Raw genomic sequence first — 24,036 nt, forward strand, 5'->3', positions numbered from 1 at the left:
TGTTCTTCACCACCCACGGCATCACCGTCGAACGAGTACTCACCGACAACGGCTCCTGCTACAAGTCCCGACTCTGGCGAGACACCCTCACCACAGCCGGGATCACCCACAAACGCACCCGCCCCTACCGGCCGCAGACCAACGGCAAAGTCGAGCGGTTCAACCGCACACTGCTCGACGAATGGGCCTACCAACGGCCCTACACCAGCAACACCGAACGCACCCAGGCCCTGGCAGACTTCCTGCACACCTACAACCACCACCGCAGCCACACCGCGCTCGGCGGCCACCCACCCATCAGCCGAATCAACAACCCTGCGGGTCAATACAACTAGCCGGTGATCATGAACGGCACCTGGGTCGCGCGGGACGGCATGGTCGCCGAGTTCGGCCGGCGCACCGACGCCGTTCCCGACTCCTCGGCAGTAGAGCACACCTCATGTGGCACGAGAACGCGTTGCGGCGTGGACCGAGTGCGCTGAGCCCTGATCGCCGTGTGCGTTCGGTCAAGTCCGCTGAACTGCGGTTCGAATCGGTTGGGCGCAGTTCAGGTTCATTGAGGACGTCATGCCAGTGGTTGGCCGCACGCTCAGCGGCATGAGAGGACATCGAGAGGGTGGTAACGACCGGGTGCCGCTCACGCGCGGTAGGAGTCGGCTCAGCGTCCCTGCTTCGGCTGGGTGAACCACTCCGCAGCCCGACGAGCCAGTTCCTCGATCGACAGCCGTTTCGCCGGGAGAACCAGACCGTCGGGTCCCGCCAGGTTGATCAGAGCGTCCTCGGCCCTCATCCCGTCGTCCCAGTTGAGGCATGACGGGCTCCAGCCACCGCGGATGCCGCGGCTGTCGAAGTCCAGGCGCAGGGTGTCCCGCACGGTGTCCCCTTCGATGAGATCGAGGGAGACCAGGAGCCAGGGTGTGCCGTCGTCGTCGGCGTGCAGCCAGAACTCCAGTCCTGGCGCAAGCGCGTTCAGTGACGTTGCGAAGGTGAGTTCCGAGACTGTCGGGTTGCCTTCGCGCTGTCCACCCCAGTCGATGTTCTCGGCGGTCACCGGTCGACCCTAATATCCCGCTGGATCGAGTCCGCTCATCGGCATGAGCGCGCTCGAGCGGCATGAAAAGCGACGGCCATCGAATCCAGTACGTGCACTGCTCGACACGGTGATCGTCCGAACCTTGGTCCTGCTCGCGCCGCTGATGTCACTCGGGCACGTGAGCCTGCGGCTGTCGCGGCTCAGCCGTACGGTCAGGTCCGCGCCGATCGTCGGCCTGACCTATCCAGACGTGTTCCTCGGACGTGGGTATCCGGCACGTTCCGGCCGGGCGGGACCTTGCCCGCCGGTCGGTGCCTTTGTTCCACGACTTCTTCACCCTGGTGCTCAAGGCCGAGTACGGGAAGGTCGATGCGGCGTTCGCCGACCTCACCGCCGCGACCGGCGCCTACGGGCCGCTGACCAAGACGGCCCAGGACCCCGAGTACGGCCCCGTGCCGGCGCCGGTGGCGCGGATGTGCGCGCTGACGTACTTCTGCACGGTCACCGGCGTCCACCGCGCCCCGGCTGGGGCACGAGGCCATCACCGAGGCCGTCCTGGCCGCCGCGGGTTACTGATTCAGCTGGTTTGCCGCGTACTCCGCCCGGTTCCACAGCGCGAAGTAGAGGACGTCGGTCCACCAGCTGAGGCCGATCGGGTTCTCGGTCCTGTCGTCACGCGTGTTGTCGAAGTCGTCGGTCAGCACGAGCCCGTGGAACGCGTCCAGCGGCGGCGCCGACCGCTCGGCCGCCGCGGCGGCGAGCACGGTCCCGGCCGCCGCCGCGTCGTCGGGAAGCGCGTCGATGGCCTCGCCCGCCGCCCGGCACAGGTCGAGGTGGCCCTCGATGAGCGCCCGCAGCTCGTCCTCGCCGCTCTCGATCATGGTGTCGAGCTCGATGGTCTCGAGCAGGACGTACTGGTCGCGGTGCGCGTCGAGGAACCGCTCCGCCTCGGCGAGCCCGGCGTGCAGGCCTTCGGCGTCGCTCACGGCGCGCACGGCGGCGGCGAACTTCGTCAGCCGCGCGAACCCGGCGTCGAACTCACCGCTGATGGCGTGCAGCGTGGTCCTGCTCTCCGGGGGCTCGCCGTCGAACCCGTCGGCGATCAGCGACGCGCACAGCCGGGGATCGCCGGACAGGAGCACCAGGAAGGAGAACGGGATGGCGTAGGGCCATTCCGACAACCCGGAGATCGTTTCCGGTCGGTCCTCATAGGACTCCGGCCGGTTTCCGATGCTGTACAGGTACGAACGGTTCGCCATGACCGGATCCTATGACGGGCCTGCGGCGGGGCTGGACCTGGCCGAGACAGATGGTCCGTTTCGGTTGCGGGTAGAGGCGGGCGTTCTCCGCTTCCCCCGCCCACAGGAGTTGGCCCTTGAGGCTGGCGGGCTCCATTGATCGAGTAGTCGGTATTCCACGGTGAATCTCACCGGCTGTGATCGCCGGGGCGTAGGTCTTCCAGACGCCACCTGCGTCGGCCCAGATTCGGGTGACGTACTTGTTGTGGAAGCCGAGCGCGTCCGCGATCACGGGTGCCGGTGTCTGCAGGACGAGTTGGCGTAGCCTGGCCACTCGGATGGCTGGTGGATGCCTATCCGAACATCACCCTGAACCGCAGTTCGATGACCCCAGCGCGCTCGGCGGCATGAGCGAGTGTTGTCGCAAGCGCGTCAGACGAGGTCCTCGAACGAGTCCTCACCCGGACGCCAGCACATCCATTGTTTGTCGGTGAACCCTTGCAGCGTCGCGATTTCGGGTCCCGCGAGTTCGGCGAGAGTCGGATGCAGTACGACACTGCCGTTGTCGAGCTCGATCCGCAGGCCGACCCCGGTGGCTTCCTCCGTGTGCACCACGGTTCCGGAGATCAGCGCACGCAGTGCATCCGCGTACTCCGCGAGACCGTTCGTGAACGTTCGGTTCGAGATCGTCACGGCAGGCATGACGTCGCAGGTTAGGACGGGCATGTCCTGCGTGGGGCCGTCGAAGTGCAACTGGACGTGGTCCATGACGAACTGCACGGAGTAAAGGCGGAACCCGACCAACCGGCCGAGCAGGTCGTTGGGTTCGTACCTGGCACTCTCGGCGACCATCACGTCATCATGTCAAACCCCAGTTCCTACGCCCGCCTATCGGCATGGGCGTGCGTCGACGAGTCCGGGTAACCCGCGCCAGGCATGCGGCGATTGCCTCACCGTGGAAGAGAGATCAGGACGTCCGGTGTACCGGGTTCTGTCCACCCGGACGGTGGTGTGGGCCGGGGTGGCGCTGGGCGCTCTCGGGGTGGCGGTGGCCGTGTGGCTGCTGTGGGCCTACGGGGGCGGATCACCGGCGGACACGGTGCGGTTGGCCGCGATCAGAACCGCGGGCACGATCGTCGTGGGCACCGGGGGCGCGGCGGCGCTGTGGCTCGCCGCGCGTCGGCAGCAGAGCATGGAGATCGCGCTGCGGCAGAAGGATCTGGACCAGGAGCACCAGGAACGGGTCGCCGTGCTCACGCAGGACGACGCGGCCGAGCGACGGGTCACCGAGTTGTACACCAAGGCGGTGGAGCAGCTCGGGTCGGACAAGGCACCGGTGCGTCTGGGCGGGATGTACGCCCTGGAACGGTTGGCGCAGAACGTTCCGGGGCAGCGCCAGACCATCGTGCACGTGCTGTGCGCGTACCTGCGGATGCCCCTCCCGCAACCGGGCGACGACCCGGCGGAAAGCGCGCGCCAGGAGCAGGAGCGGCAGGTCCGGTCGACCGCGCAGCGCATCCTCGCCGCCCACCTCGTGCCAGGGCGGGAGACGTTCTGGTCCGACATCGACCTGGACCTGACCGGCGCCGCCCTGCACGACCTGGACCTGTCGCTGTGCCACGCGCGCTCCGCGCTGTTCGGGAAGGCCCGGTTCACCGGTTTCGCCGCCTTCTGCGCCGCGCGTGTGGCTGACCAGGCCGTGTTCAGCGGCGCGGTGTTCGAGGACACCGCGGAGTTCGACGGCGCGCAGTTCTGCCGGGACGCGATGTTCGTCGGCACGGTGTTCGGCGGCAAAGCCCAGTTCACCCACGCGCATTTTGCCAGGGACGCGCGGTTCGACCACGCACGTTTCCTCGGTGAGACTTCTTTCGGCGGAGCCAAGTTCGCTTCGGCGGCGGTGTTCGCCGGTGCGCACTTCGACGGCACGGCGTGGTTCGACCGGCTCCACATCGCCGGGGACGCGAGATTCGAGCGGACGCGCTTCGGGTCGCATGTGACGTTCGAACTCGCGCGGCTGCACCAGAACGGGTTGTTCACCGAGGCACGGTTCGCCGCAGATGTCACTTTCAGGCGAGCGGAGGTCGTCGGTACCGCCATGTTCGGCGACAGCGTGTTCGAGGCATACACCGAGTTCGACGGCGCGCGCTTCGGGAGGGAGGTTCACTTCGGCGGCTTCCGCGTCCACGGTGGCGTGCCGTATGGCGGCGATCGTGGACTGGCCGGCGTGGAGCGAACCCGGTATCGCGGCCGTGGAATGGTGGGCAGTGGTGGCATGTCGTTCGGCAGCATGCGAAAACCAACCGCAAGCTTCGCACTCGAGCCGAGTTTCGAACGGACGCGGATACGAGCGGAGGCATCCGGACGATGCGTCCTGCCGAAAGGGGTGACCGTCGTCGAGCCGGCTCCGGACGACGAGTGGGCCGAGCTCGTCTGCGAGCGGAAACCCTCGAAAGGCGCCATCAAGCCCGACTCACCTCTCGCTGTCGTGGTGATCTCCGATGATCCGCCGAACTCGGACAGCAGCGCGATCCCCAGTACGTACCTCGCGTGGCCCCCAGGACGCTGAACGCTCACACCTACCGCCCTGCCGACGGCGTGACAGGACGTGCTCGGCCGATCTCGTACGGCTGCGGCCGGATCATTTCGGATGACCGTTCGACGTGCAGCAGCCACAATCGGCCGCATGCTGAATCCGCCGCAGATCCGCGGCCGCCTGGGTGAGAGTGCCGCAGCGGCCTTCCAGGGCGACCGATTCGTCCTGGACGAGACCGCGTCCTGGCTCACCTCGGTGACCGCACGTGAGTTGCTGCGGATCGACCACGATGCTCGCCAGTTCCGTTACGAGGGGCCGGCGCTGGGACTGTCGGAGAGGTGGACGAGGGAGGTTCTGGCGAGTCCGGTGCCCGTTGTCGCGGTGCTGGCGAGCATGCACCCGGACGGATACGTGCGTGAACGCGCCGTTCGGTCGTTGGCCACCTCGCTCGATGCGTTGAGCGATCGCGCGCTGGCGGTCCGGGTCAGCGACCACGTCGTTGTGATCCGCGAGGTGGCTGTGCGTGAGGTGCTGCGACGACGGACGTTGGATCACGCCGACCGCGTGGTGCCGCTGTTGCACCGGATCGAGCAGCGCGGCCGGGGCTTCGAGGTCCTGGCGCTGTACCTGCGCGCGTTGATCACCGAGCACGGTGAGGCGAACGTCTGGGCTCGCTTGCGCATGTCCGCGGACCACGACCTCCGGCGCGCCGCCTTCCGGCACAGCTTCGACTCCGGACTGCTCGGGCTGCCGGACGCGACCGTGCTGCTGCCCGCGGAGAGGGACCACGTGGTCCGTCGGCGGCTCATCGAGGTCATCGCCGACTCGGCGACTCCTGACGTCGTCGCCGAGGTGCTGCTACGAGACCGGTCCGCCGAGAGCCGCACGCTGGCCTTGGTGAAGCTGACGGCCGCGCAGCTCGACCCGGCCGACGTGGAGCGGCTCCTGCTCGACTCCTCCGTGCTCACCCGTCTGTGGGCTCGTCGCCGCTGGCAGGAGATGGGACGCGATCCCGCCGTCGTCTACGCCGCAACCGCGCGTTCCACCGCCACACCGGTTTTGCGCGCTCGCGCCTACACCGGTCTCGCCGAGACCGGCACCGCCATCGAACGTCAGGAGGTCGTCGCCCTCGTCGGCAGCGCGGAGCTTCCGCTGCGGAAGGTCGGCCTGTCTTTGCTGCGGGGCCGTGCCACCGCCGAGGACGTCCCGTTGCTGGTCCGGTCGGTGGCTGGTGACCACTCGCGAGTGGCCCGTCTGGCCGCCGAGGTCCTCATCAGCAACCCTGGGGTGTGGGCCCTCAGCGAACTGGCCCCGCTCAAGGCGGCCGAGGATCCGGAACTTCGCCGCCGGGCCTGGTGGATCCACCGCCGTCGCGGCGGGTGGGAAGCGGTCATCGCCGATCTCGAGCTCCTCCACGACCCCGACCCGCGGCTGGCCGGCATGGGCCGGCAGCGCGAGCTGCCGATGTACTCGCGGCCGACCGCCACGCAGCAGCGGCGCATCACGGAGCTGCTCTCCACCGCCCCGATCGAGCGCCACCACCGTCGCTTCATCGCGTTCGCTGCCGGACTTCCCGATCTGGCCGAGGCAAGCGGACGAGACCACGCGCAGAGCGGATGAGCCGGGTGACCATCACCGCGTCAACGGCGGCAGCGTGCTCACCGCGTCCGGGCCCGCCGACGCGCCGAGTCGAACAGGGCCGTGCGCAGTGACTCGAGCAACCACTCCTCGGCCTGGTCGAGCGACCACTGGTTGTCGTCGGTGAGGGTGAAGTAGGCGCTGTTGCAGAGGTGGAACCACAACGTGTCGGTGGCCGACTCGGCGTCCATCCCGTCCCGCAGCGCGTTCAGCTCGTGCAGTCGGTGTGCGGTCAGGTGCAGACCGGTGCGCAGGCTGGGCGTGAGCGGAGCGCAACGCCTGCGCAGCCGCTGGTTCGTGGGGAGCGGTGTCGGTGACGACGCGCATCAGGGCTCGGGAGTTCTCGAAGCGGAGCCGCGTGGCACGGGTCACCGAGGGCACGGACGCGATCGTCGCGCTCGCCACCGAGGGCCCAGGAGCCGGCACCGGCAGGTTCGTGTCGCGTGAGGGCGAGGTCGCCTGGTCCTGACCCGTTCCCGCCGGTCGGGGCGCGCGGTGGCCGCCTCGACCGGCTGTTCCGCGCGGCTGCGGGTGGGGATGTTCGAGACGCCGCAGAAAGGGGTATCAGCTCAGTTGCTCAACACCTCCGTCGAGCGTCGCGGAGGCTGGGACGACACTGGTCGGGCTGCGGACGAGATCGAGGAGACCGGCACGCCAGACTCTCGTGCGTTCCGTCCCCGAAACTCGCGCATTGGAGAAGGCGACCGCATGAACACCGCGCTGCTGGCCGGAATCGGAGCCGATCCGGCATTCCAGACCACCGCCGCGCCCTACCTCGTCCTGGACACCGAACTGCGGATCCACGCCGCCAACACCGCGCACACGACGGCCACGCTCACCACGTTCGACGACCTCGTGGGCATCGGCCTGTTCGACGCCTTCCCGGACAACCCCGCCGACCCCGAAGCCGACGGGGTCGCCTCCCTGTCCGGCTCGCTCGAGCGGGTGCTGCACCGCGGCGGACGTCACGTCATGGGGCTGCAGCGCTACGACGTGCCCGCTCCCGGCGACCGGAACCGGTTCGTCCGGAAGGTCTGGGCACCGGTCAACACGCCACTGCGCGATGCCGACGGCCGGATCGCGGGCATCCTGCACCACGTCGAGGACGTCACCGACGTCGATCAGCTCCTGCTCGACGAACCCGAGCACCAGGCCCGCACCGCGGACTGGTGGCACGCGCACCCGGAGCGGTTCACCCGGGCCCTGCTCGCGATGTCCCGCCTGGGTCAGGCCCACCACGCGGTGCTGCGCGAGAACCAGGACCTGCGCGAAGCCCTGCGCACCCGCGGGATCATCGAACAGGCCAAGGGCATTCTGATCGGGCAACGGGGCTGCAGTCCCGGCGACGCCTTCGCCATCCTGGTCGAGTTGTCCCAGCACACCAACACCAAACTCCACGACGTCGCCCGCGCCCTCATCCGGGACACCCTCCAGCACGACCCCGGGCACCCGGCGTTCGAACCGCGACTCCTGGCCTCGTCCGCACCGTCACGGCATGAGCAGGACGGCATCCGTTTCCCCTGAAGGACAGGTGAGGTCGCAGGACGGCGCCGCGCCGGCCCTGCCGCATGTGCCGGTTCCGCCTGCGTCGTCGAACGCGACACCCGTCGTCTTCCCAGGCGGATTCGCACACCACTTGTCGATCGTCGTTCCTGTCGCCACCGGGACAGAATCCAACGATGACGACCGGCGAACGGCTCACCTATCCGGCGGCGCGCACCGTGGACGCCCAGGACACCGTCCTGGACATCAGCTTCCCCGACCCCTACCGGTGGCTGGAGGACGACACCACCGAAACGGCGTCGTGGCAGGAAGAGCAGAACTCGCTCACCGACGCGTTCACCGACGGGTGGGCGCACCTGGCCGCCCTGCGCGCCGCGGTCGACCAGCACGTCGCGGACGGCAACGGGTCGTCCAGCTGGATGGCCGACCAGGCGCCGCGGTACGCCGGGGGCCGCTGGTTCCGCCTCGACCGCGGCGCCGGCCCGGACTTCTCGGACCGTGCCGTCCTCGTGGTCTCGGAGGAAGCGGCGGGTCCGGGACGTGTGGTGTACGACCCGAACGACGACGGGGCCAGGAACGTCTCGTGGTTCAGCCCGTCGCCGGACGGCGGCACCGTCGCGCTCGGGGTGTGCGAGGACGGCTCCGAGCTCGCCGAGATCCGGTTGCTGGACACCGGATCCGGTGAACGCCTGGCTGACCGGATCCCGCAGCCGACGATGGGACCGATGGTCATGCCGCAGTGGCTGCCGGACAGTTCCGGGTTCTTCTACACGGCGGGTGACCTCACCTCCGAGTCGTTCGCCTTCCGGCCGTACTTCCACGCCCTCGGCGGCGAGCCCCCGGCCGAGCCCGAACCCGTCGACGTCCCCCTCGGCGCCACCGTCCAGGTCGCCGCGGACGGCCGGCACGCCGTCGTGACCGCGGTCTGGCCGCTGCCGCAGTTCGTGTGCGACCTGCCGCAGCGCGACTGGCGACCGTTCGTCCGGGGACTCGACGTGTCGGTCGCCGGCGTCATCGACGGCGACCGGTACGTCGCGGTCACCAACCACGAAGCGCCACGCGGGCGGATCGTCGCGATCCCGTTCGACGGGTCCGACCCCTCCGACCCGGTCACCTGGCAGGAACTGGTGCCGCAGTCCGGCCGCGTGCTCAGCCACGTCCGGCTGATCGGCGGCCACCTGGTGGTGACCGGCTCGGTGGACACCGAGGCACGCGCCTGGGTCTTCGACCGGGATGGGCGGGAGGTCGAGGAGGTGCCCCTGCCCGGCAGGGGAGCGCTGCCGCTCGACGCCATGCCGACCGCGGCGCTGGCCCCCGACGGCCACCCCGACGAGTTCGTGTTCCTGTTCTCCACGCCTACCACCTCACCGGGCCTGTACCGCTACCGCCTCGGCTCCGGCCGGGTGGACGTCCTGCAGGCGCCGCGCGCGGAGCTGCCGGGCGCCGAAGTCTCGTTGCGCTGGGCGAAGTCCGCCGACGGCACCGAGGTCCCGTACCACCTCGTGCTGCCGGACGGCGAGGACGGCACCCGTCCACTCCCGACGCTCATCACCGGTTACGGCGGCGGCCGGGTCGCGTGGCCCGCCCAGTGGCCCGGTCCGGTGGCGGCCTTCGTCGCGGCCGGCGGCGCACTGGCCATCTCCCACCAGCGCGGCGGCAGCGACCTCGGCTCCGACTGGGCCGACGCCGGGCGCGTCGGGAACAAGCAGAACAGCTACGACGACGTCTACGCGATCGCCGAGCACCTCACCACGACCGGGGTGACGACGCCGGACCTCCTCGCCGTCACCGGCTGGAGCAACGGCGGCATCATGGCCGCGGTCGCGTTCACCCAGCGGCCGGACCTGTGGTCGGCGGTCGTGGCCCAGTGCCCGATCCTCGACGTCATCGCATGCCACCGGTACCCCTACGGCCGCTTCGCCGCCAAGGCGGAGTACGGCGACCTGGACGATCCGGACGACATCGCCCGCCTGGTGACGATGTCGCCGTACCACCTGTTGCGCGACGACGTGAAGTACCCGGCGCTGTACGTCCACGCGGGCGGAGCCGACGTCGCGTGCCCGCCGCAACCGATCCGCAAGTTCATCGCACGCCTGCAGGCCCGCGCGACGGCACCCGCGTTGCTGCGGGTCTGGGACGGTGTCGGGCACGGCACGGCCAGCAGCCGGTCGGAAGGCGTCACCCACGCGACACACTGGCTCGCATTCCTGTTGCAGCGCTTCGGGATGGAGCCTCGCGTTACCTGACCGGGCACCGTCTCCGCAGCGCTGGACCTGCCGTGGCCACGGCTCAGCCACTCAGGAGGGCGTTGGCCACGGCGCGGCCGGAGAGCCAGGCCGTCTGCACGCGCGGGCGTCCGAACGCGTCTCCGCACAGCCACACCCGGCCGTCCCTCGCGTACGGGGCATCGGATCCCTTTTCCGGCTGGGCATAGGTCCACCGGTGCACCTCGACCTGTGGCGAGGCGGTGATGCCGAGCAGTTCTCCCACGGCCGCGGCGAGAACGGGACCGGCTTCGGCAGGGGCGTCCAGGTGTTCGGAGGCCAGTTCGGCGGTGGAGTGGGCCACGAGGACCGGTGCGGCGTCGCCGCGGCGATCACCGTCGTCGCACACGGTGGCGAGCACCGGGTGGTCGTTGACGAACGCGCCGTGGAGTCCGGTCCACGAGCGGGCCGGGTAGGTGAGGACCGCGGCGATCACCGGCCGCCAGCTCTGCGCGGCGGCGGCGGAGGCGATCGCCGGCGGCGGGGACAGCTTCAGGGCCTGGGGCCCGGGCATGGCCAGCACCACCGCGTCCGCGTCCTGGTCGACGGAGTCGACCGGGGTGGAGAGGCGGACGTCGAGTCCGTCGGCGAGGTCGGTGGCGAGGCTGCGCAGTCCGCCGGGTGCGGCCCAGCGCACGGGACCGCGCGCGTCCGTGCCCGCGGGGTAGACCCGCAAGGTGTCGGTCCAGGGACGGGCGAGGCCCCGCGCCTGCCAGGACTCGGTCTGCGCGGCGAACGCGGGGTCGTCGGCGACCAGGTAGGCGGCACCGATGTCCGCGTAGCGGCCGTTGATGCGCCGGCTGGCCAACCGCCCGCCCACGACACGGCCACGTTCGAGGACACGTACCCGTGCTCCTCCTTCTACCAGCGCACGTGCGCACGAGAGACCCGCTATGCCTGCCCCGACCACGATGACGTCCACAAAAGACACATTAAGTGCGGCGCAGTCGGGAGACAGAACGGCGGCGCCGCTTCGGAACCCCGGTGAGCCTGATCGGAAGAACCAGGCCACCGGGTGTCCGGGCTCGTGGTCAGGACGTGCGCTGGTAGTCCTCCCAGGTCCGGATCGGGATCCGGGGCCCGTCGTCGGGGCGGTGGTTGGCGAGGCCGTTGAAGCCGAGGTAGTAGTCACCGACCTGGTTCTGGGCCTGGGTGGCCTGGTCGGTGTCGTTGATCGCCACGGCGTGGATGTGCCACGGCCAGTCGCCCTGCGACGGGCTGCGGACCCACGCGGCGAAGCCGACCTGGCGCAGCGCACGGGCGGCGGCGGTGCGGGTGGTGGCGGACATGCCGTCGACGTTGATGTCCAGGGCGCCGCCGCCGTCGTGGGTGCCTGCGGAGGTCGGGTCGCCGCCGGGGTTGTACGAGCCCTGCGACAGCACGAGGCGACGTCCCAGCAGGCGTTCGGCCTCGGTGAGCATCGCCTGGGTGCGGGTGTTGACGACGTACCCGTCACGCTGCACCTTCGAGCCCGGCTTGAGCACGTGGGACACGGTGAACCGGTTCTGCCCGAGCGTGGCCAGCGAACTCGCGCCGGGCAGCCCGTTCGCGGCCAGCCCGGTGTAGCCGAGCGAACGCTGGTAGGCCGCGTACGCCGTGATGGTCGTGGTGCCGAAGTAGCCGTCGACCCAGCGGGCGTCCAGCAGGTTGCGTGCCTGGAGAGCCCGCTCGACGGCCAGCACGGAGTCCTTGGCACCGGGGGTCAGCGTGTCGTCCGCGCGCCGGGGATCGATCTGGGCGGCCAGGACGGTGGCTTCCATGTCGACGACCGGCAGCGCTGCGGCTGAAGCCTGCGTCGTGCTCAGCGTCAGGCAGCCCAGGACGGCGAAGGCCGCCAGCGCCGCGGTGCCGCTCCGGGTCTTCATATTTGGCTTCATGCGGTCTTTTTCCGTTCGGTCGAGCTCGTTGCGCGATGGGACAACGCGAGCGCGGTGTCCATGGACGAGGCTCGGACATCGCGCTGACAAAGCTCTGACACGACGGTTGCACTGGCTCCCGAGATCAGTCCTTCCGCTTGGACGAACGAACGCCGCGTGCGGTGACGGCCGCCGGGTAGTCCATACCGGACCCGAGGAGGTCGAACACCTGCCCGTACAGCTCCGATGCGGACCGCGACGGTTCGTGGTGGCGCCGGGCGTCGACTGCGGCGGGAGCGGCGCAGAGCGCGACGGCGGCGACGAGTCCGGGGCGCGGGTCCGTGGCGGGCTCGACACCCATCCGCCCGGCGATCAGCTCCGCCACCTCGGACGTCCGTGCGGTGCTGTGCTCGGCGGCCGCGGCTCGGAGCGCCGGGTTGCCCGCGATGAGGGTCTGCAGTTGGTGGAAGCGGAAAGCGTCGCAGTTCTCGTCGGCTTCGTAAGCGGTCAGCACTTCGACGACCGCGTTGCGCATCGCGGTCATCGCCGGCTCGTCGGCGGGGCGGGACCGCAGCGCTTCGACCATGGCGTCGTGTTGCTCGGTCAGCACCGACAGCGCCGCGTCCTCCTTCGAGGCGAAGTAGCGGTGGAAGGTCCGCGCGGACATCTCCACGGCTGCGGCGATCTGGTCGACGGTCGTGGCGGCGAAACCCTGCTGTGCGAAGAGTTCGTACGCCGCGTCGACCAGTGCTTGGCGGGTGCGGACCTTCTTGCGCTCGCGCAGCCCGGGAGTGCTCATGGGCCAACCTTACTGGAGTTCGAGCGATCGAGTCACATACTGTCGTTTGTCTCATTGCGACAAATGTCAGACTCTGACACTATCGCCGTCATGAGTCGGATGACGCGCAACTCCACCGCTTTCTGGAACCTCCACAAGCAGGGTGCGCGCTTGCAGAAGGTCCTGTTCCGCTCCACCGGGGGGCGACTGGGCGCGACGTTCCTCGGCGCTCCGGTGCTGTTGCTCGACCACGTAGGGCGTCGCAGCGGCGAGCACCGCACCAACCCGTTGATCTACCTCGACGGCGAACCCGGCCTGGTCGTCGTCGCGTCCAAGGGCGGGTCCGACACGCATCCCGCCTGGTTCCACAACCTGATGGCCATGCCGGTCACCGAGGTGGAGCTGCCAGGAGGGATTCGCCGCCGTGTTCGTCCCCGCGTGGCCTCCGATGCCGAACGTGCCGTCCTGTGGCCGCGCCTCGTCGAGGTCTTCCCGTCCTATGAGGACTACGCCGGTCACACCGACAGGGAGATCCCGGTGGTCGTGCTCGAACCTGTCGCCCGCCCCGTCCAGCGGGCTGTCGTGCAGCGCGACTACGGCGTCGCCGACGCGGTGCTGGCGTACTCGGCGGCGCACCCGGTCGAGGAACCGTCCCCGACCCAGGTCCGCATCGAGGTGCACGCGGCATCCGTCAACCCCATCGACTGGCAGATGATCGAAGGTCACCGCCGCCTGATCGCGAAGCGCACGTTCCCGTTCGTCCCGCTGTTCGACCTCGCCGGAGTCGTGACCGCCGTCGGCAGCGAGGTCACCCGGCTGAAGGTGGGCGACCGCGTGCACGCCGACAACAAGCTCCACGGCGGCGGCGCCGGCGAACACGTGAACGTCGAAGAGGACTTGGTCAGCGCGATCCCCGCGGGGCTGAGCTTCGCCGAGGCCGCCGCCGTGCCGCTGGCCGCCCAGACCGCCCTGCTGGCTCTGGACAAGGCGCGGATCGGCGCCGGCAGCCGCGTGGTCGTGATCGGCGCGTCGGGTGGCGTCGGCACCTACGCCGTCCAGATCGCGAGGGTCCTCGGCGCACACGTCACCGCGGTCAGCAGTGGACGCAACGAGGCGTTCGTCCGCGAACTCGGCGCGCACGACGTCGTCGACCACACCGCGGGCCGCTATGACGCCGCCGTGTCCGCCGCTTCCGCGGACGCGGTGCTCGACTTCGTCGGCGGCCGCGAGCAGTGGGTGGCCGCCCGGAACGTCCTCGCCGACGGAGGCCGGTTCGTCACGGTCTCCCGCGACGAGGACGACCGGATCACGGCCGGAGCCGCGCTGCGCCTGAGCGTGACGATCCTGGCCCGGAAGGTGAAGTCCTTGGTGGGCAGGAGGATCGCCTACGTCCCGGTCTTCCTCGACGCGTCGCGCGAGCTCCTCGACCGCGTGGACCGGATGGTGGAGGCCGGGCAGGTCCGCGTGCACATCGACCGGACCTACGGGTTCTCCCGTGACGGGGTGGTCGCAGCGCTGGAGCACAGCAAGAACGGCCGCACGGTGGGGAAGGTGGTCGTGCAGATCATCGACGACGAGGCGTGAGCGACGCGGTTCGAAAGCCTCTATTGCTTCAGTGTTGACCAAAATCAAGCCGTACCGGTGTCGCGTCCCGGTATGTCTTCAGTCTTCGTCCGACATCAGCGCTGAGCCGGCAGGAGCACGGCCCTTTCGCTGCGGGCGAAGAGAGGTGCGGAACTCCCGCGGCGATATGCCGACAACGCGCCGAAAAGCAGTGCTGAAAGCACTTTCGGACCGATATCCGGTGGTCTCTGCGATGGCTGCGAGGGAGTCCTCGGTGTGCAGTGCGGCACGCGCCAGCTGCATCCGCCACTCGATGAGGTAGTCCAGAGGCGGCCTTCCGACCTTGCCTCGGAAGGCCGCGGCGAAGGCCGACCGCGACATCATCGCAATTCTTGCCAGTTCCTCCAGTGTCCAGCGCCGGCCCGGTTCGGCGTGCATGGCTCGCAACGCTGCGCCGATCCCGTCGTCGGCCACCGAGGCCAGCCATCCCAGCGGCCCGTGCGACAAACCGGCGTGCGACCTCAGCATCTGCACGAGAAGGATTTGGGCAACGTGCTCGAGAACAAGAGATCGGCCCACCTTCTGCCTCTCCATCTCGTGGATCAGGAGGGTGACGATGTTCCAGAGCAACCTTTCGTCGGTGTCCCCTGCTTTGACGAGCGTGACTGTGGGGAGCGAGGAGAACAGGGCTGACGAATCGGAATCCGGAAACTCGAAGTCGACGCTGCACATGTACGTCGCGGAGTCCTGAGAAGTCGTGTTTCTGCTCGCGGAGGAACTCTCGGGCAGCAGCCCGTCCGGGTTGCGGTTCCGGGCCGCTTCGACCGAGCTGCCGAGACCGTAGGGCGGTGGGTTCCCGAGGAGGAAGAAGTCGCCTTTGGCCAGGCGAAGAGCTTCCAGTCCGTCGATGCACAGCCAGCACTCGCCCTCCACCACGACGCCGAGCTTGATGTGGGGGAAGGGGGAGTACCGAACTGCCCACGGTGCCTCCGCGCGGAGCGGGACGGGAGCGACCGTCCGGGGCCGGGCGAGCGCCAGGACGTCCCGGATGGGGTCGTGGGCATCGAGGGCGATCTCGGTGCTGGACGATCGATAAGGATTACTGGACTCCACGTTATGGAACATACGCCCAGTGGCCGCAACGATGGATGTCAGGCGGCAGAAGCTGCGCGGCGCGAGGGTGCCTTCGTGCCGGATCAAGGCGAGGAGCGAGGACATATGCGATACCGATTTCTGGGCAGCTCGGGGCTGCGGGTGTCGGAACTGTCGCTGGGGACGGGGAACTTCGGCGTGGGCTGGGGGCACGGGGCGCAGGCGCCCGAGTCCAAGGCGATGTACGACACCTACAGGGAGGCGGGAGGGAACTTCATCGACACCGCCTCCAACTACCAGGCGGGGGACGCCGAGGAATACCTCTCGGACATCATCGCCTCGGATCGCGAGGACATCGTTCTTTCGACGAAGTACACCATGGGGTCCACCGCGGCCAGTGGCTTGCAGATGACCGGCAACAGCCGCAAGGCGATGGTCCAGTCCCTGGAGCAGAGTCTGCGTCGCCTGCGCACCGACCGGGTGGACGTGTTCTGGGCCCATGTGGCCGACGAATCCACACCGATTGAAGAAATCCTGCGGGCCTTCGACGACCTGACGTCCGCCGGCAAGATTCTGTATGCCGGTTTGTGCAACTTTCCCGCATGGCGCGTGGCGACGGGGATGACCGTGGCGCGGCATCACGGCTGGGCGCCTCCCGTCGCGATCCAGATCGAGTACAGCCTCGTCGAGCGCAGCGCGGACCGGGAGCTGATGCCGATGGCGGCAGCTTTCGGCCTGGGCGTGCTGGGGTTCACGCCGCTCGGCGGCGGTCTTCTGACGGGCAAGTACCGGCGCGGCGGAACAGGGCGCGCGCAGAGCTCGATCAGCCAGTTCCTGCACAGGGAGGACGATCCCGCCAAGTCGAAGGTGCTGGACGCCGTCGAAAGCGTCGCCGCTGACCTCGACACGACTCCGGAGCGCGTGGCCATCAAGTGGTCGATGTGGAAAGGGGTGATCCCCATCATCGGCCCGAGGAGCGTGGACCAGCTGACGTCGAACCTCGCGGCCACCGAGCTGGAGATCCCATCGCACAGGCTCGAATGGCTGGACGAGGTGAGCGCACCTCAGCTGGGACACCCGCACGGACTGTGGTCGGCGTTCGAACGAGCCGAGAAGAACCGGTTCACCCGACCATGACGACCGTGCCGTCGTGCTCGCGAGGTTGTAGAGTGTCGAATTGAAGAATTCTTCAATTCGACAGGTTGTGGACACATGGGTGAGTTCGAGGACAACCTGCACCGCCGGCTCGAGCAGGCCGAGCGGGCGGTGTGTCTCGCCGTGGAGCAGCAGGACGATTACGGCGCCGAGGTGCACCGCGCCGACCTCGCCAACCTGCGACGCCTGGCGGGCGAGCACGGCGTGGCCGTCACCGTGCCCGAGGAGGGCTGAGCGGTGCCTGTTCCGCTGTACCAGGCGAAGGCCGAGTTCTTCCGCATGCTCGGCCACCCGGTGCGCATCCGGGTGCTGGAGCTGTTGCAGGACGGTCCGAAAGCGGTGCGCGACCTGCTCGCCGAGATCGACGTGGAGGCGTCCAACCTCTCGGCGCAGCTGGCCGTGTTGCGCAGGTCCGGCATCGTGACGGCGACCCGGGAAGGATCGACGGTGGTGTACGCGCTCGCGGGTGCCGACGTGGCCGACCTGATGAAGGCGGCCAGGCGCATCCTCACCGAGTTGCTGGTCGGGCAGAACGAGTTGCTCGCGCAGTTGCGCGAGGACTCCGCGTGAGAGCCTTCCTGCCGGCGAAGGCGGACTGGTCGGCCGCCACGCCCAGGGACGTCCTGGCGGGTGTCACCGTCGCGGTGGTCGCGTTACCCCTGGCACTCGGTTTCGGTGTCGCGTCCGGACTCGGTGCGGCGGCCGGGCTGGTGACGGCGATCGTGGCGGGTGCGTTGGCTGCGGTGTTCGGGGGGTCGAGCCTGCAGGTGTCCGGGCCCACCGGCGCCATGACCGTCGTGCTCGTCCCGATCGTCGCGAGGTTCGGACCCGGCGGTGTGCTGACGGTCGGTCTGCTCGCGGGCGTGTTCCTGCTCTGCCTGGCGGTGGCCAGGATCGGGCGCTACATGCGGTACGTGCCCGCGCCGGTGGTCGAGGGCTTCACCATCGGCATCGCCGCGGTGATCGCGTTGCAGCAGGTCCCCGCGGCTCTCGGCGTGCCGGCTTCCACCGGGCACAACGTGGTGGTGACCGCGGTGCGTGCGGTCGGGGCCGGCCCCGTGTGGCCCGCCGCACTGCTCGCCGGCGGTGTGGTCGTGGTGATGCTCGTCGGGTCGCGCTGGAAGCCCGCGATCCCGTTCTCGTTGCTGGCCGTCGCGGTGGGCACGGCGGTGGCGGAGATCTGGTCGTTGCCGGCGGCGAGGATCGGCTCACTGCCGGCGTTGCTGCCCGCACCGTCGCTGTCCTTCCTGGATCTGGGCGCGTTGTGGACCTTGCTGCCGTCCGCGGTCGCGGTGGCGGCACTCGCCGCACTGGAGAGCTTGCTGTCGGCCACCGTGGCCGATGGCATGAGCGTCAACCAGCGGCACAACCCCGACCGCGAGCTCTTCGGGCAAGGTGTCGCGAACGTCGTCACACCGCTGTTCGGCGGCGTGCCCGCCACCGCGGCGATCGCGAGGACCGCGGTCAACGTCCGGTCGGGCGCGACATCGAGACTGGCGGCCTTGGTGCACGCCGTGACGCTCGCCGTCATCATGCTGGCCGCCGCCCCCGCGGTCGGGCGAATCCCGTTGGCCGTGCTGGCAGGCGTCCTGATCGCCACCGCGGTGCGCATGGTCGAGGTGGGATCGGTGCGCGTGCTGATGCGCGCGAACCGCTCCGACGCGGTGGTGCTCGCCCTCACCGCGATCGCGACGCTGGCCCTGGACCTCGTCACCGCCGTGATCGTCGGCATCGCCGTCGCGGGAGCGCTGGCACTGCGAGCCGTCGCCAGATCCGCGCGGATCGACGTGGAGCCCCTGGAAGCGGGCGACCACACCGAAGAGGAACGGAGGCTGCTCTCCGAGCACATCGTCGCCTACCGGCTGGACGGACCGCTGTTCTTCGCCGCGGCACACCGCTTCCTCCTGGAGCTCACCGAGATCTCGGCGGTCTCCGTGGTGATCCTCCGCCTTTCGCACGTGTCCACACTGGACGCCACCGGTGTCCTGGTCCTGCGCGACGCCGTCGAGAAGCTGGAACACCGTGGTGTGACCGTCCTGCTTTCCGGTGTGCGAGAAGGACATCGCCGCCAGCTGGAGGTCCTCGGAGTGCGCACGTTCGCGAGCACGCCCGAAGCCATCGAGCACGCTCGGGACCATCTGCGGCTGAACGGGACGCTTCCTTGAGAGGTGTGGGAAGGGCATGTGATGCCCCGCCCTGCTGGTCCTCCGCGGTCGCGACGAAATCCTCGACGCCGTCACGCTGTATGGCTGACCAACACCGCGACGTCGTCGGCGCGGCTGTACTGGGAAGGGCTCGGCGACCTCGTGGACGGCCGCGAGGTCACGACGCCGACCGCGTTCGGCATGTTCCCGAAGGAGATGACCAGCGCCACCCGCCGGGTCTTCGCGAACATCGTCCACCGGGGCGAGCCCGCCCGCGGTGGTCCTCTTCCGGCCTGGGAGCAGCCGTCGATCTTCGTCGACGACGTCCGCGCGGCCGGCTGCTCCGCGGCGAACGCTGACCGTCCACATGCGACATGTGCGGCGACGAGGCCGTACGTCCAGCACCAGTAGAAGAACTGCACGATTACTGAACAATGGGCGAGAAATGGTGTTTCGTACAATAGCTTCGGTTTCGTCAGTCGTGGGGGACTCTTAGCAGAGCGACGAACCAGGAGTGTTCGGCCATGGGCGATACCGCCACCATCGGAGGCGCCTCGAGCCTCGTTCGTGAACCCGTCGTCGATGCTTTCGCCGATCTGCGGGCACCGCGCCGCGCGGACCAGGCACGTGCTCTGGGCCTGTACCCGTACTTCAAGGCAATGGCCCGCCACGGCGGCGGCACCGTGGTCGTGGACGGCGAGCAGTACGTCCTCACCGGATCCAACGACTACCTGGGGCTCACCCAGGACGCACGGGTGCGCCAGGCCGCGCGTGCCGCCGTGGACGAGTTCGGCATGTCCGCCTCGGGATCGCGTTTCCTGACCGGCACCCTCGAGCTCCACGAGACCCTCGAGGCCGAGCTGGCGGACTTCGTCGGGAAGGAGTCCGCTCTCGTCTTCAGCGCCGGCTTCCTCGGGACCGCCGCGGCCGTGGCGACGCTGGGCGGGCGCCACAACGTCCTGTACTTCGACGACCAGAACCACGCGAGCATGATCGACGGCGCGCGGATGGCGGCGAACCGTCCACGACGGTTCGAGCACAACGACGCCGCCGATCTCGAGCGGCTCCTCAAGGAGGACGAGGGCCTGCCGGGTGGGCGCATCGTCTACACCGAGGGCATCTTCTCGATGTCCGGCCACATCGGCGCGATCCCCGAGGTCGTGGAGGTCGCCAGGCGGTACGGCGCGCGGGTGGTGTGCGACGACGCGCACGCGACCGGTGTGCTCGGGCCGCGCGGCGAGGGGTCGCACGCGCACTTCGACCTCGTTGACGACGTCGACGTCGTGGCGGGCACCTTCTCGAAGGCGCTGGCGTCCGTCGGCGGGTTCCTCGCGGGCACGGCCGACGTCATCGACTACATCAGGCACACCGCACGGCCGTTCATCTTCAGCACCGCCCTGCCCGCCCCCAACATCGCCGCGAGTCTCGAGGCGCTGCGCATCATCCGCTCCGAGCCCGAGCACCGCGAGCAGATGTGGTCGAAGGTCGACTTCATGCGCCAGAACCTCCTGGACCTGGGCTTCGACCTGCTCGGCTCCGACAGCCCGATCGTCCCCGTGCTGGTCGGGGACGAGAGCACCGCTCTCCAGTTCTGGCGCGGGTTGTGGGAGGAGAAGGTCTTCGCCACGCCGGCCCTTCCCCCGGCCGTGGCCCAGGGACGGAGCCTCATCCGCACCAGTTTCAACACCGCGCACAGGCTCGAGCACCTGGAGCGCGTGCTGGAGGCGTTCGAGAAGGTGGGCCGTGCGCTGAGGGTGATTTCGTGACGCACGAGCAGGAGACGCGCCGCCTGTCGATCGGCACGGTGCCGGTGCCGCGCTGGCTGGAGACGCGGGCGTTGCGCGGCGGGGCCGCGCGGACCAGGCACCTGGCCGAACCGCCGCCGGGTTCGGGCCTGCGGGCCGTGCCCGGTGATGCCGGTCTTCCCCTGGTCGGTCACGGGCTCGAGTGGATGCGCTACGGCCCGCGGTTCGAACGCGCCAGGGTGACGCGGTACGGACCGGTGTCGTGGATGAAGGCGTTCGGCGTGAAGATGGCCGTGGTCGGGGGAGCCGACGCCACCCAGGCCGTGCTCACCAACAAGGACAAGGCGTTCTCGCAGGCCGGGTGGAACCTCTTCCTCGACCCGTTCTTCAAGCGCGGCCTGCTGATGCTCGACGACGAACACCTGCAGCACCGGCGGATCATGCAGCAGGCCTTCACCCGCCCCCGGCTCGCCGGCTACGCGGAGGTCGCCGGACGGGTCGTCCGCGCGGGACTCGCCGACCTGCCGGACCGTTTCACCGTCCACCCGGCGATGGCCCGGCTCACCATGGGCATCGGGTCGCAGGTGTTCATGGCGAGCTCCATCGACACGAACGAGCCGGTGCTGCGCGCGTTCCGGGCCGCGGTCGACGGCACCACCGCACTGGCGCGGTTCTCCGTGCCGGGCGGCAAGTGGCAGGCGGGATCGCGGGGCAGGAGGAAGCTCGAGGAGTACTTCACGGCCGCTCTGCCCGGAAAGCGGAACAGCGCCGGCAACGATCTTTTCTCGGTGCTGGCCTCGGCGCAGGACGAGGACGGCCAGCGGTTCACCGACACCGAGGTCGTCGACCACATGATCTTCCTGATGGTGGCCGCGCTCGACACCTCGGCCACCACGGCGACGGCGGCGATGTACCACCTGGCCCGCCGGCCGGAGTGGCAGGAACGGGCCCGCGCCGAGTCGGTCGCCCTGGGACCGGCGCCGGACCTCGACGGCCTCGACCGGCTGACCACGCTCGACCTGGTGGTCAAGGAGTCGCTGCGCCTGGTCGCGCCCGTGCCCACCTTCGTGCGCAGGACGGTCCGCGACGTCGACCTCACGGGCTACCACGTGCCCGCCGGCACGACCACGATCGTCATGCCCGCGGCCAACCACTACGACCCGGCGTACTGGCACGACCCCGACGCGTTCGACCCGGACCGGTTCGCTGAACCGCGCCGGGAGGACCGGGCGCACCGGTTCGCGTTCGTGCCCTTCGGCGGTGGCGCGCACAAGTGCATCGGGATGGTGCTGGGCTTCCTGGAGGTCAAAACGATCCTGCACGAGTTGTTGCTGCGCCACCGGTGGCGGCTGCCGGAGGGCTACCGGATGCGGTGGGACTGGTCGAACACCCCGTCCCCGGCGGGGGGTCTCCCCGTCCACCTCGACCGGATCTGAAGCGTCCTTTGTGGACCGAAAGCCGAAGTGCGGCACTGCGAAGGAGATTTCGATGAGGGTAGCGATCCTCGCGCACGGTTCGCGGGGAGACATCCAGCCGATGGTGGCGCTCGGCTACGAACTGCGGCGCCGCGGGCACTCGGTCGTGATGACGGTGAACGAGAACCTCGCCGAGTGGGCCGCACGTTCGGGCATAGACGTCGTCCCGATGAAGCCCGACCTGAGCGCGATCATGAGCTCGGACGCGGGGCGCGACAACATGGCCCGCGGTAAGGTGTACGCGTTCCTCAAGGCGATGACCCTCGAGGAACGCGAGGCGAACCGGTCGATCATCGACGCGTGCGTCACCGCGGCCGAAGGCGCAGACCTGGTGCTCTCGACGATCACGACCGTCTACCGCGGTGAGTGCCTCGCGAAGGCACTCGGCGTGCCGCACCGCACGTCCAGTCTCTATCCGGTCCTCGACGCGGGCAATCACGCGAGCTTCCTCTCGCCGGTCCGCGACCTGCGGCTGCGCCGGCTGAACTGGGCCAGCTGGCGCCTGCTGGACCTCGCCTTCTGGTACGAGAACAGGCCGAACATCGACGAGATGTGCGACGTGCTCGGCATCGAGAGGTATCGGCGCGCCCCGCGTGTGGAACTGATCCCGTCCGTGGCGATGTTCAGCGGCGACGTCGCGTCGAGGCCGGCGGAATGGCACGAGCGGCACGAGATCGTCGGGTGGCAGGCGCTGTCCGCCGACCTGCGGGCCCGGCTCGGTGACACCGTGCCGGAATCGCTGGACGCCTGGCTGGACGCCGGCAGCGCTCCGATCTTCTTCGGCTTCGGCTCGACACCGGTGGCCGACCCCCGGGCCATGTTGAGCACCATCGCCGAGCTGACGCGAGAACGGGGCCTGCGAGGGCTGATCTGCGCCGGCTGGAGCGACTTCGGCGCCGACGGCGCCGAGCTACCGGACCACCTGCACCTCGTGAACAACGTCGACTTCGACGCGGTGCTGCCGCGCTGCCGGGCCGCCGTGCACCACGGCGGGTCGGGCACGACCGCGTCCGTCCTGCGCGCGGGCCTGCCGTCCGTCATCGCCGGAATGCTCGCCGACCAGGCCTACTGGGCGTGGCGCGTCGAGCAGCTCGGCGCCGGTGTGCGCCTGCCGTTCCACAAGATCACGGCCGACCGGCTCGGTGCCGCCGTGGACGCGGCGCTGGCCTGCGCCGCCCAGGCGAAGGAACTCGGCTCGCGGGTCGCGGCGAACACCGTGCAGACCGACGCCGCGGACGTCGTCGAGCGCTGGGCCGCGGAGCTGGGCATCCAGCCGGTGGTGCACAGCTGACGGGTGCGTTGCACAACGCTGATGGGCCGCCTGCGGGAGATCTCCCGAGAACCCTGTTCACGAGCCGTTCGGCTCACCGAAGCGCTTCGCGAGGCCGAGGAACTGCTGGGACAACGAGCCCGCTCGGGTCAGCAGCTCCTCGTACTCGTCGAGCAGCCGCGCCGCGTGCGGGTCGGCGCTCACGTCGGGCGCCGTCCGCACTCGCCTGGCCACGTTCATCCCGTGGAACGCGAGCATCACCATCACCTCGCTGAGGACGTCGACCTCGCTCCCGGCCGCGGGCTCGTCACCCGAGTCGTGGTCGGGCAGCTCCAGCAGCGCTTCGCGGAGCCTGCGCCGTCCTTCCGGTGTGATCGGTGCGTTCATCGGATCCCCAGTTGTCGTGTGTTCCACCGCGAGGTTAGTCGTGCTCAGCGGTCCTCAAGCCGGGATCCTTCGCGTGGTCGGTGGAGCCGGGGGCCGACGAGGTCATGTCCTGGTGACCGATGACGGTCAGGAACCGGAGCTGGTCGGCGGCTTCGCTGTCGGGGGCAGCGGTGAAGACGACGATGCGCAGGTCCGCGCCGCGGAGTGAGAGCACGTCGCAGGTGATGAACCCGCCGAGCACGAGCGTTCCGACGACGGCTCCGGTGATGGGGCCGATCAGGGCGCGCAACAGGTCTGCAAGGGCCACGTCCGTCCTGTCGGCGCTCGGACTTGTGGTGCTACGCGAGCATCGCCGACTTCAC

Annotated in this window: 25 protein-coding genes; 15 read left to right on the forward strand and 10 right to left on the reverse strand. The window is 69.5% G+C overall.

Annotated features, from left to right (window positions below; genetic code table 11):
• Positions 1-335: integrase core domain-containing protein (locus tag BMY74_RS40885; protein WP_143091928.1), on the forward strand; the 335-nt coding region annotated here is incomplete at its 5' end.
• Positions 336-658: 323 nt separating this feature from the next.
• Here BMY74_RS40885 and BMY74_RS40890 read toward each other — a convergent pair.
• The 3 genes from BMY74_RS40890 to BMY74_RS40900 form a co-directional block, all read right to left on the reverse strand.
• Complete coding sequence (locus tag BMY74_RS40890; RefSeq protein WP_218159923.1) at positions 659-1,051, reverse strand: hypothetical protein; 393 nt, start codon at positions 1,049-1,051, stop codon at positions 659-661.
• Positions 1,052-1,602: 551 nt separating this feature from the next.
• A complete protein-coding gene (locus BMY74_RS40895) occupies positions 1,603-2,292 on the reverse strand; it encodes a DUF7822 domain-containing protein (protein WP_089926855.1) in 690 nt (229 codons plus the stop codon).
• A gap of 411 nt (positions 2,293-2,703) precedes the next feature.
• Positions 2,704-3,123, reverse strand: a complete 420-nt coding sequence (locus BMY74_RS40900) for a hypothetical protein (RefSeq protein WP_089926857.1) — start codon at positions 3,121-3,123, stop codon at positions 2,704-2,706.
• Positions 3,124-3,250: 127 nt separating this feature from the next.
• On the opposite strand from BMY74_RS40900, the gene BMY74_RS40905 reads away from it, so the two are divergent.
• A complete protein-coding gene (locus tag BMY74_RS40905; RefSeq protein ID WP_089926860.1) occupies positions 3,251-4,837 on the forward strand; it encodes a pentapeptide repeat-containing protein in 1,587 nt (528 codons plus the stop codon).
• A gap of 117 nt (positions 4,838-4,954) precedes the next feature.
• Positions 4,955-6,424, forward strand: a complete 1,470-nt coding sequence (locus tag BMY74_RS40910; RefSeq protein WP_089926863.1) for a hypothetical protein — start codon at positions 4,955-4,957, stop codon at positions 6,422-6,424.
• 38 nt (positions 6,425-6,462) lie between these two features.
• Here the strand turns inward: BMY74_RS40910 and BMY74_RS45515 are convergent, their stop codons facing one another.
• The gene (locus tag BMY74_RS45515; RefSeq protein ID WP_177230181.1) at positions 6,463-6,633 is read right to left on the reverse strand and encodes a hypothetical protein; all 171 of its coding nucleotides are present in this window, start codon (positions 6,631-6,633) and stop codon (positions 6,463-6,465) included.
• A gap of 122 nt (positions 6,634-6,755) precedes the next feature.
• Here BMY74_RS45515 and BMY74_RS44540 point away from each other — a divergent pair, with 122 nt between their 5' ends.
• The 3 genes from BMY74_RS44540 (at position 6,756) to BMY74_RS40920 (ending at position 10,191) form a co-directional block, all read left to right on the forward strand.
• A complete protein-coding gene (locus BMY74_RS44540; protein ID WP_218159924.1) occupies positions 6,756-6,911 on the forward strand; it encodes a hypothetical protein in 156 nt (51 codons plus the stop codon).
• A gap of 239 nt (positions 6,912-7,150) precedes the next feature.
• Positions 7,151-7,966 carry an ANTAR domain-containing protein gene (locus tag BMY74_RS40915; RefSeq protein ID WP_177230182.1) on the forward strand — a complete coding sequence of 272 codons (816 nt, stop codon included), beginning with the start codon at positions 7,151-7,153 and terminating at the stop codon, positions 7,964-7,966.
• Between the two features lie 155 nt (positions 7,967-8,121).
• The gene (locus tag BMY74_RS40920; RefSeq protein ID WP_177230183.1) at positions 8,122-10,191 is read left to right on the forward strand and encodes a prolyl oligopeptidase family serine peptidase; all 2,070 of its coding nucleotides are present in this window, start codon (positions 8,122-8,124) and stop codon (positions 10,189-10,191) included.
• Between the two features lie 43 nt (positions 10,192-10,234).
• Here BMY74_RS40920 and BMY74_RS40925 read toward each other — a convergent pair whose 3' ends face one another.
• The 3 genes from BMY74_RS40925 to BMY74_RS40935 all read right to left on the reverse strand — a co-directional run bounded on the left by BMY74_RS40925 (position 10,235) and on the right by BMY74_RS40935 (position 12,864).
• A complete protein-coding gene (locus tag BMY74_RS40925; protein WP_245786676.1) occupies positions 10,235-11,140 on the reverse strand; it encodes an NAD(P)/FAD-dependent oxidoreductase in 906 nt (301 codons plus the stop codon).
• 100 nt (positions 11,141-11,240) lie between these two features.
• On the reverse strand, positions 11,241-12,074 hold the full coding sequence (locus BMY74_RS40930) for a peptidoglycan-binding domain-containing protein (protein WP_089926876.1): 834 nt from the start codon (positions 12,072-12,074) through the stop codon (positions 11,241-11,243).
• A 136-nt stretch (positions 12,075-12,210) separates the two neighbouring features.
• On the reverse strand, positions 12,211-12,864 hold the full coding sequence (locus tag BMY74_RS40935) for a TetR family transcriptional regulator (protein WP_089926879.1): 654 nt from the start codon (positions 12,862-12,864) through the stop codon (positions 12,211-12,213).
• A gap of 90 nt (positions 12,865-12,954) precedes the next feature.
• Here BMY74_RS40935 and BMY74_RS40940 point away from each other — a divergent pair, with 90 nt between their 5' ends.
• A complete protein-coding gene (locus BMY74_RS40940) occupies positions 12,955-14,427 on the forward strand; it encodes a nitroreductase/quinone reductase family protein (RefSeq protein ID WP_218159925.1) in 1,473 nt (490 codons plus the stop codon).
• A gap of 78 nt (positions 14,428-14,505) precedes the next feature.
• Here the strand turns inward: BMY74_RS40940 and BMY74_RS40945 are convergent, their stop codons facing one another.
• Complete coding sequence (locus BMY74_RS40945) at positions 14,506-15,624, reverse strand: AraC family transcriptional regulator (protein WP_089926881.1); 1,119 nt, start codon at positions 15,622-15,624, stop codon at positions 14,506-14,508.
• On the opposite strand from BMY74_RS40945, the gene BMY74_RS40950 reads away from it, so the two are divergent.
• From BMY74_RS40950 to BMY74_RS40980, 8 genes are all read left to right on the forward strand, one after another.
• The gene (locus tag BMY74_RS40950; protein ID WP_089926884.1) at positions 15,625-16,635 is read left to right on the forward strand and encodes an aldo/keto reductase; all 1,011 of its coding nucleotides are present in this window, start codon (positions 15,625-15,627) and stop codon (positions 16,633-16,635) included.
• A gap of 75 nt (positions 16,636-16,710) precedes the next feature.
• A complete protein-coding gene (locus tag BMY74_RS45525) occupies positions 16,711-16,887 on the forward strand; it encodes a hypothetical protein (RefSeq protein WP_177230184.1) in 177 nt (58 codons plus the stop codon).
• Positions 16,888-16,890: 3 nt separating this feature from the next.
• The gene (locus BMY74_RS40955) at positions 16,891-17,223 is read left to right on the forward strand and encodes an ArsR/SmtB family transcription factor (protein ID WP_089926887.1); all 333 of its coding nucleotides are present in this window, start codon (positions 16,891-16,893) and stop codon (positions 17,221-17,223) included.
• Positions 17,220-18,818, forward strand: coding sequence for a SulP family inorganic anion transporter (locus BMY74_RS40960; protein ID WP_089926889.1), 1,599 nt, complete (start codon positions 17,220-17,222; stop codon positions 18,816-18,818). Before BMY74_RS40955 ends, BMY74_RS40960 begins: the two co-directional genes overlap by 4 nt.
• Positions 18,819-18,959: 141 nt before the next feature.
• Entirely contained in the window at positions 18,960-19,208 is a 249-nt protein-coding gene (locus BMY74_RS40965; RefSeq protein ID WP_089926891.1) for a hypothetical protein, read from the forward strand.
• A 113-nt stretch (positions 19,209-19,321) separates the two neighbouring features.
• Positions 19,322-20,563 carry an aminotransferase class I/II-fold pyridoxal phosphate-dependent enzyme gene (locus tag BMY74_RS40970; protein ID WP_089926893.1) on the forward strand — a complete coding sequence of 414 codons (1,242 nt, stop codon included), beginning with the start codon at positions 19,322-19,324 and terminating at the stop codon, positions 20,561-20,563.
• Positions 20,560-21,978, forward strand: coding sequence for a cytochrome P450 (locus BMY74_RS40975; RefSeq protein WP_089926895.1), 1,419 nt, complete (start codon positions 20,560-20,562; stop codon positions 21,976-21,978). Before BMY74_RS40970 ends, BMY74_RS40975 begins: the two co-directional genes overlap by 4 nt.
• Positions 21,979-22,030: 52 nt before the next feature.
• Positions 22,031-23,308 (forward strand): glycosyltransferase, encoded by a 1,278-nt coding sequence (locus BMY74_RS40980; RefSeq protein ID WP_089926897.1) that lies wholly within the window; start codon positions 22,031-22,033, stop codon positions 23,306-23,308.
• 57 nt (positions 23,309-23,365) lie between these two features.
• On the opposite strand, the gene BMY74_RS40985 is transcribed toward BMY74_RS40980, so the two are convergent.
• A complete protein-coding gene (locus BMY74_RS40985; RefSeq protein WP_089926899.1) occupies positions 23,366-23,674 on the reverse strand; it encodes a hypothetical protein in 309 nt (102 codons plus the stop codon).
• Between the two features lie 34 nt (positions 23,675-23,708).
• Positions 23,709-23,981 (reverse strand): hypothetical protein, encoded by a 273-nt coding sequence (locus BMY74_RS45870; RefSeq protein WP_218159926.1) that lies wholly within the window; start codon positions 23,979-23,981, stop codon positions 23,709-23,711.
• Positions 23,982-24,036 lie beyond the last annotated feature (55 nt).

The sequence above is a fragment of the Lentzea albida genome, assembly GCF_900111005.1.
GTDB lineage: Bacteria > Actinomycetota > Actinomycetes > Mycobacteriales > Pseudonocardiaceae > Lentzea > Lentzea albida.

Coding starts and splice junctions, on each gene's coding strand:
- BMY74_RS40895 (WP_089926855.1), bottom strand. CDS start 2,292: ATGGCGAACCGTTCGTACCTGTACAGCATCGGAAACCGGCCGGAGTCC.
- BMY74_RS40900 (WP_089926857.1), bottom strand. CDS start 3,123: ATGGTCGCCGAGAGTGCCAGGTACGAACCCAACGACCTGCTCGGCCGG.
- BMY74_RS40910 (WP_089926863.1), top strand. CDS start 4,955: ATGCTGAATCCGCCGCAGATCCGCGGCCGCCTGGGTGAGAGTGCCGCA.
- BMY74_RS45515 (WP_177230181.1), bottom strand. CDS start 6,633: ATGGACGCCGAGTCGGCCACCGACACGTTGTGGTTCCACCTCTGCAAC.
- BMY74_RS40915 (WP_177230182.1), top strand. CDS start 7,151: ATGAACACCGCGCTGCTGGCCGGAATCGGAGCCGATCCGGCATTCCAG.
- BMY74_RS40920 (WP_177230183.1), top strand. CDS start 8,122: ATGACGACCGGCGAACGGCTCACCTATCCGGCGGCGCGCACCGTGGAC.
- BMY74_RS40930 (WP_089926876.1), bottom strand. CDS start 12,074: ATGAAGACCCGGAGCGGCACCGCGGCGCTGGCGGCCTTCGCCGTCCTG.
- BMY74_RS40935 (WP_089926879.1), bottom strand. CDS start 12,864: ATGAGCACTCCCGGGCTGCGCGAGCGCAAGAAGGTCCGCACCCGCCAA.
- BMY74_RS40940 (WP_218159925.1), top strand. CDS start 12,955: ATGAGTCGGATGACGCGCAACTCCACCGCTTTCTGGAACCTCCACAAG.
- BMY74_RS40945 (WP_089926881.1), bottom strand. CDS start 15,624: ATGTCCTCGCTCCTCGCCTTGATCCGGCACGAAGGCACCCTCGCGCCG.
- BMY74_RS40950 (WP_089926884.1), top strand. CDS start 15,625: ATGCGATACCGATTTCTGGGCAGCTCGGGGCTGCGGGTGTCGGAACTG.
- BMY74_RS45525 (WP_177230184.1), top strand. CDS start 16,711: ATGGGTGAGTTCGAGGACAACCTGCACCGCCGGCTCGAGCAGGCCGAG.
- BMY74_RS40970 (WP_089926893.1), top strand. CDS start 19,322: ATGGGCGATACCGCCACCATCGGAGGCGCCTCGAGCCTCGTTCGTGAA.
- BMY74_RS40980 (WP_089926897.1), top strand. CDS start 22,031: ATGAGGGTAGCGATCCTCGCGCACGGTTCGCGGGGAGACATCCAGCCG.
- BMY74_RS40985 (WP_089926899.1), bottom strand. CDS start 23,674: ATGAACGCACCGATCACACCGGAAGGACGGCGCAGGCTCCGCGAAGCG.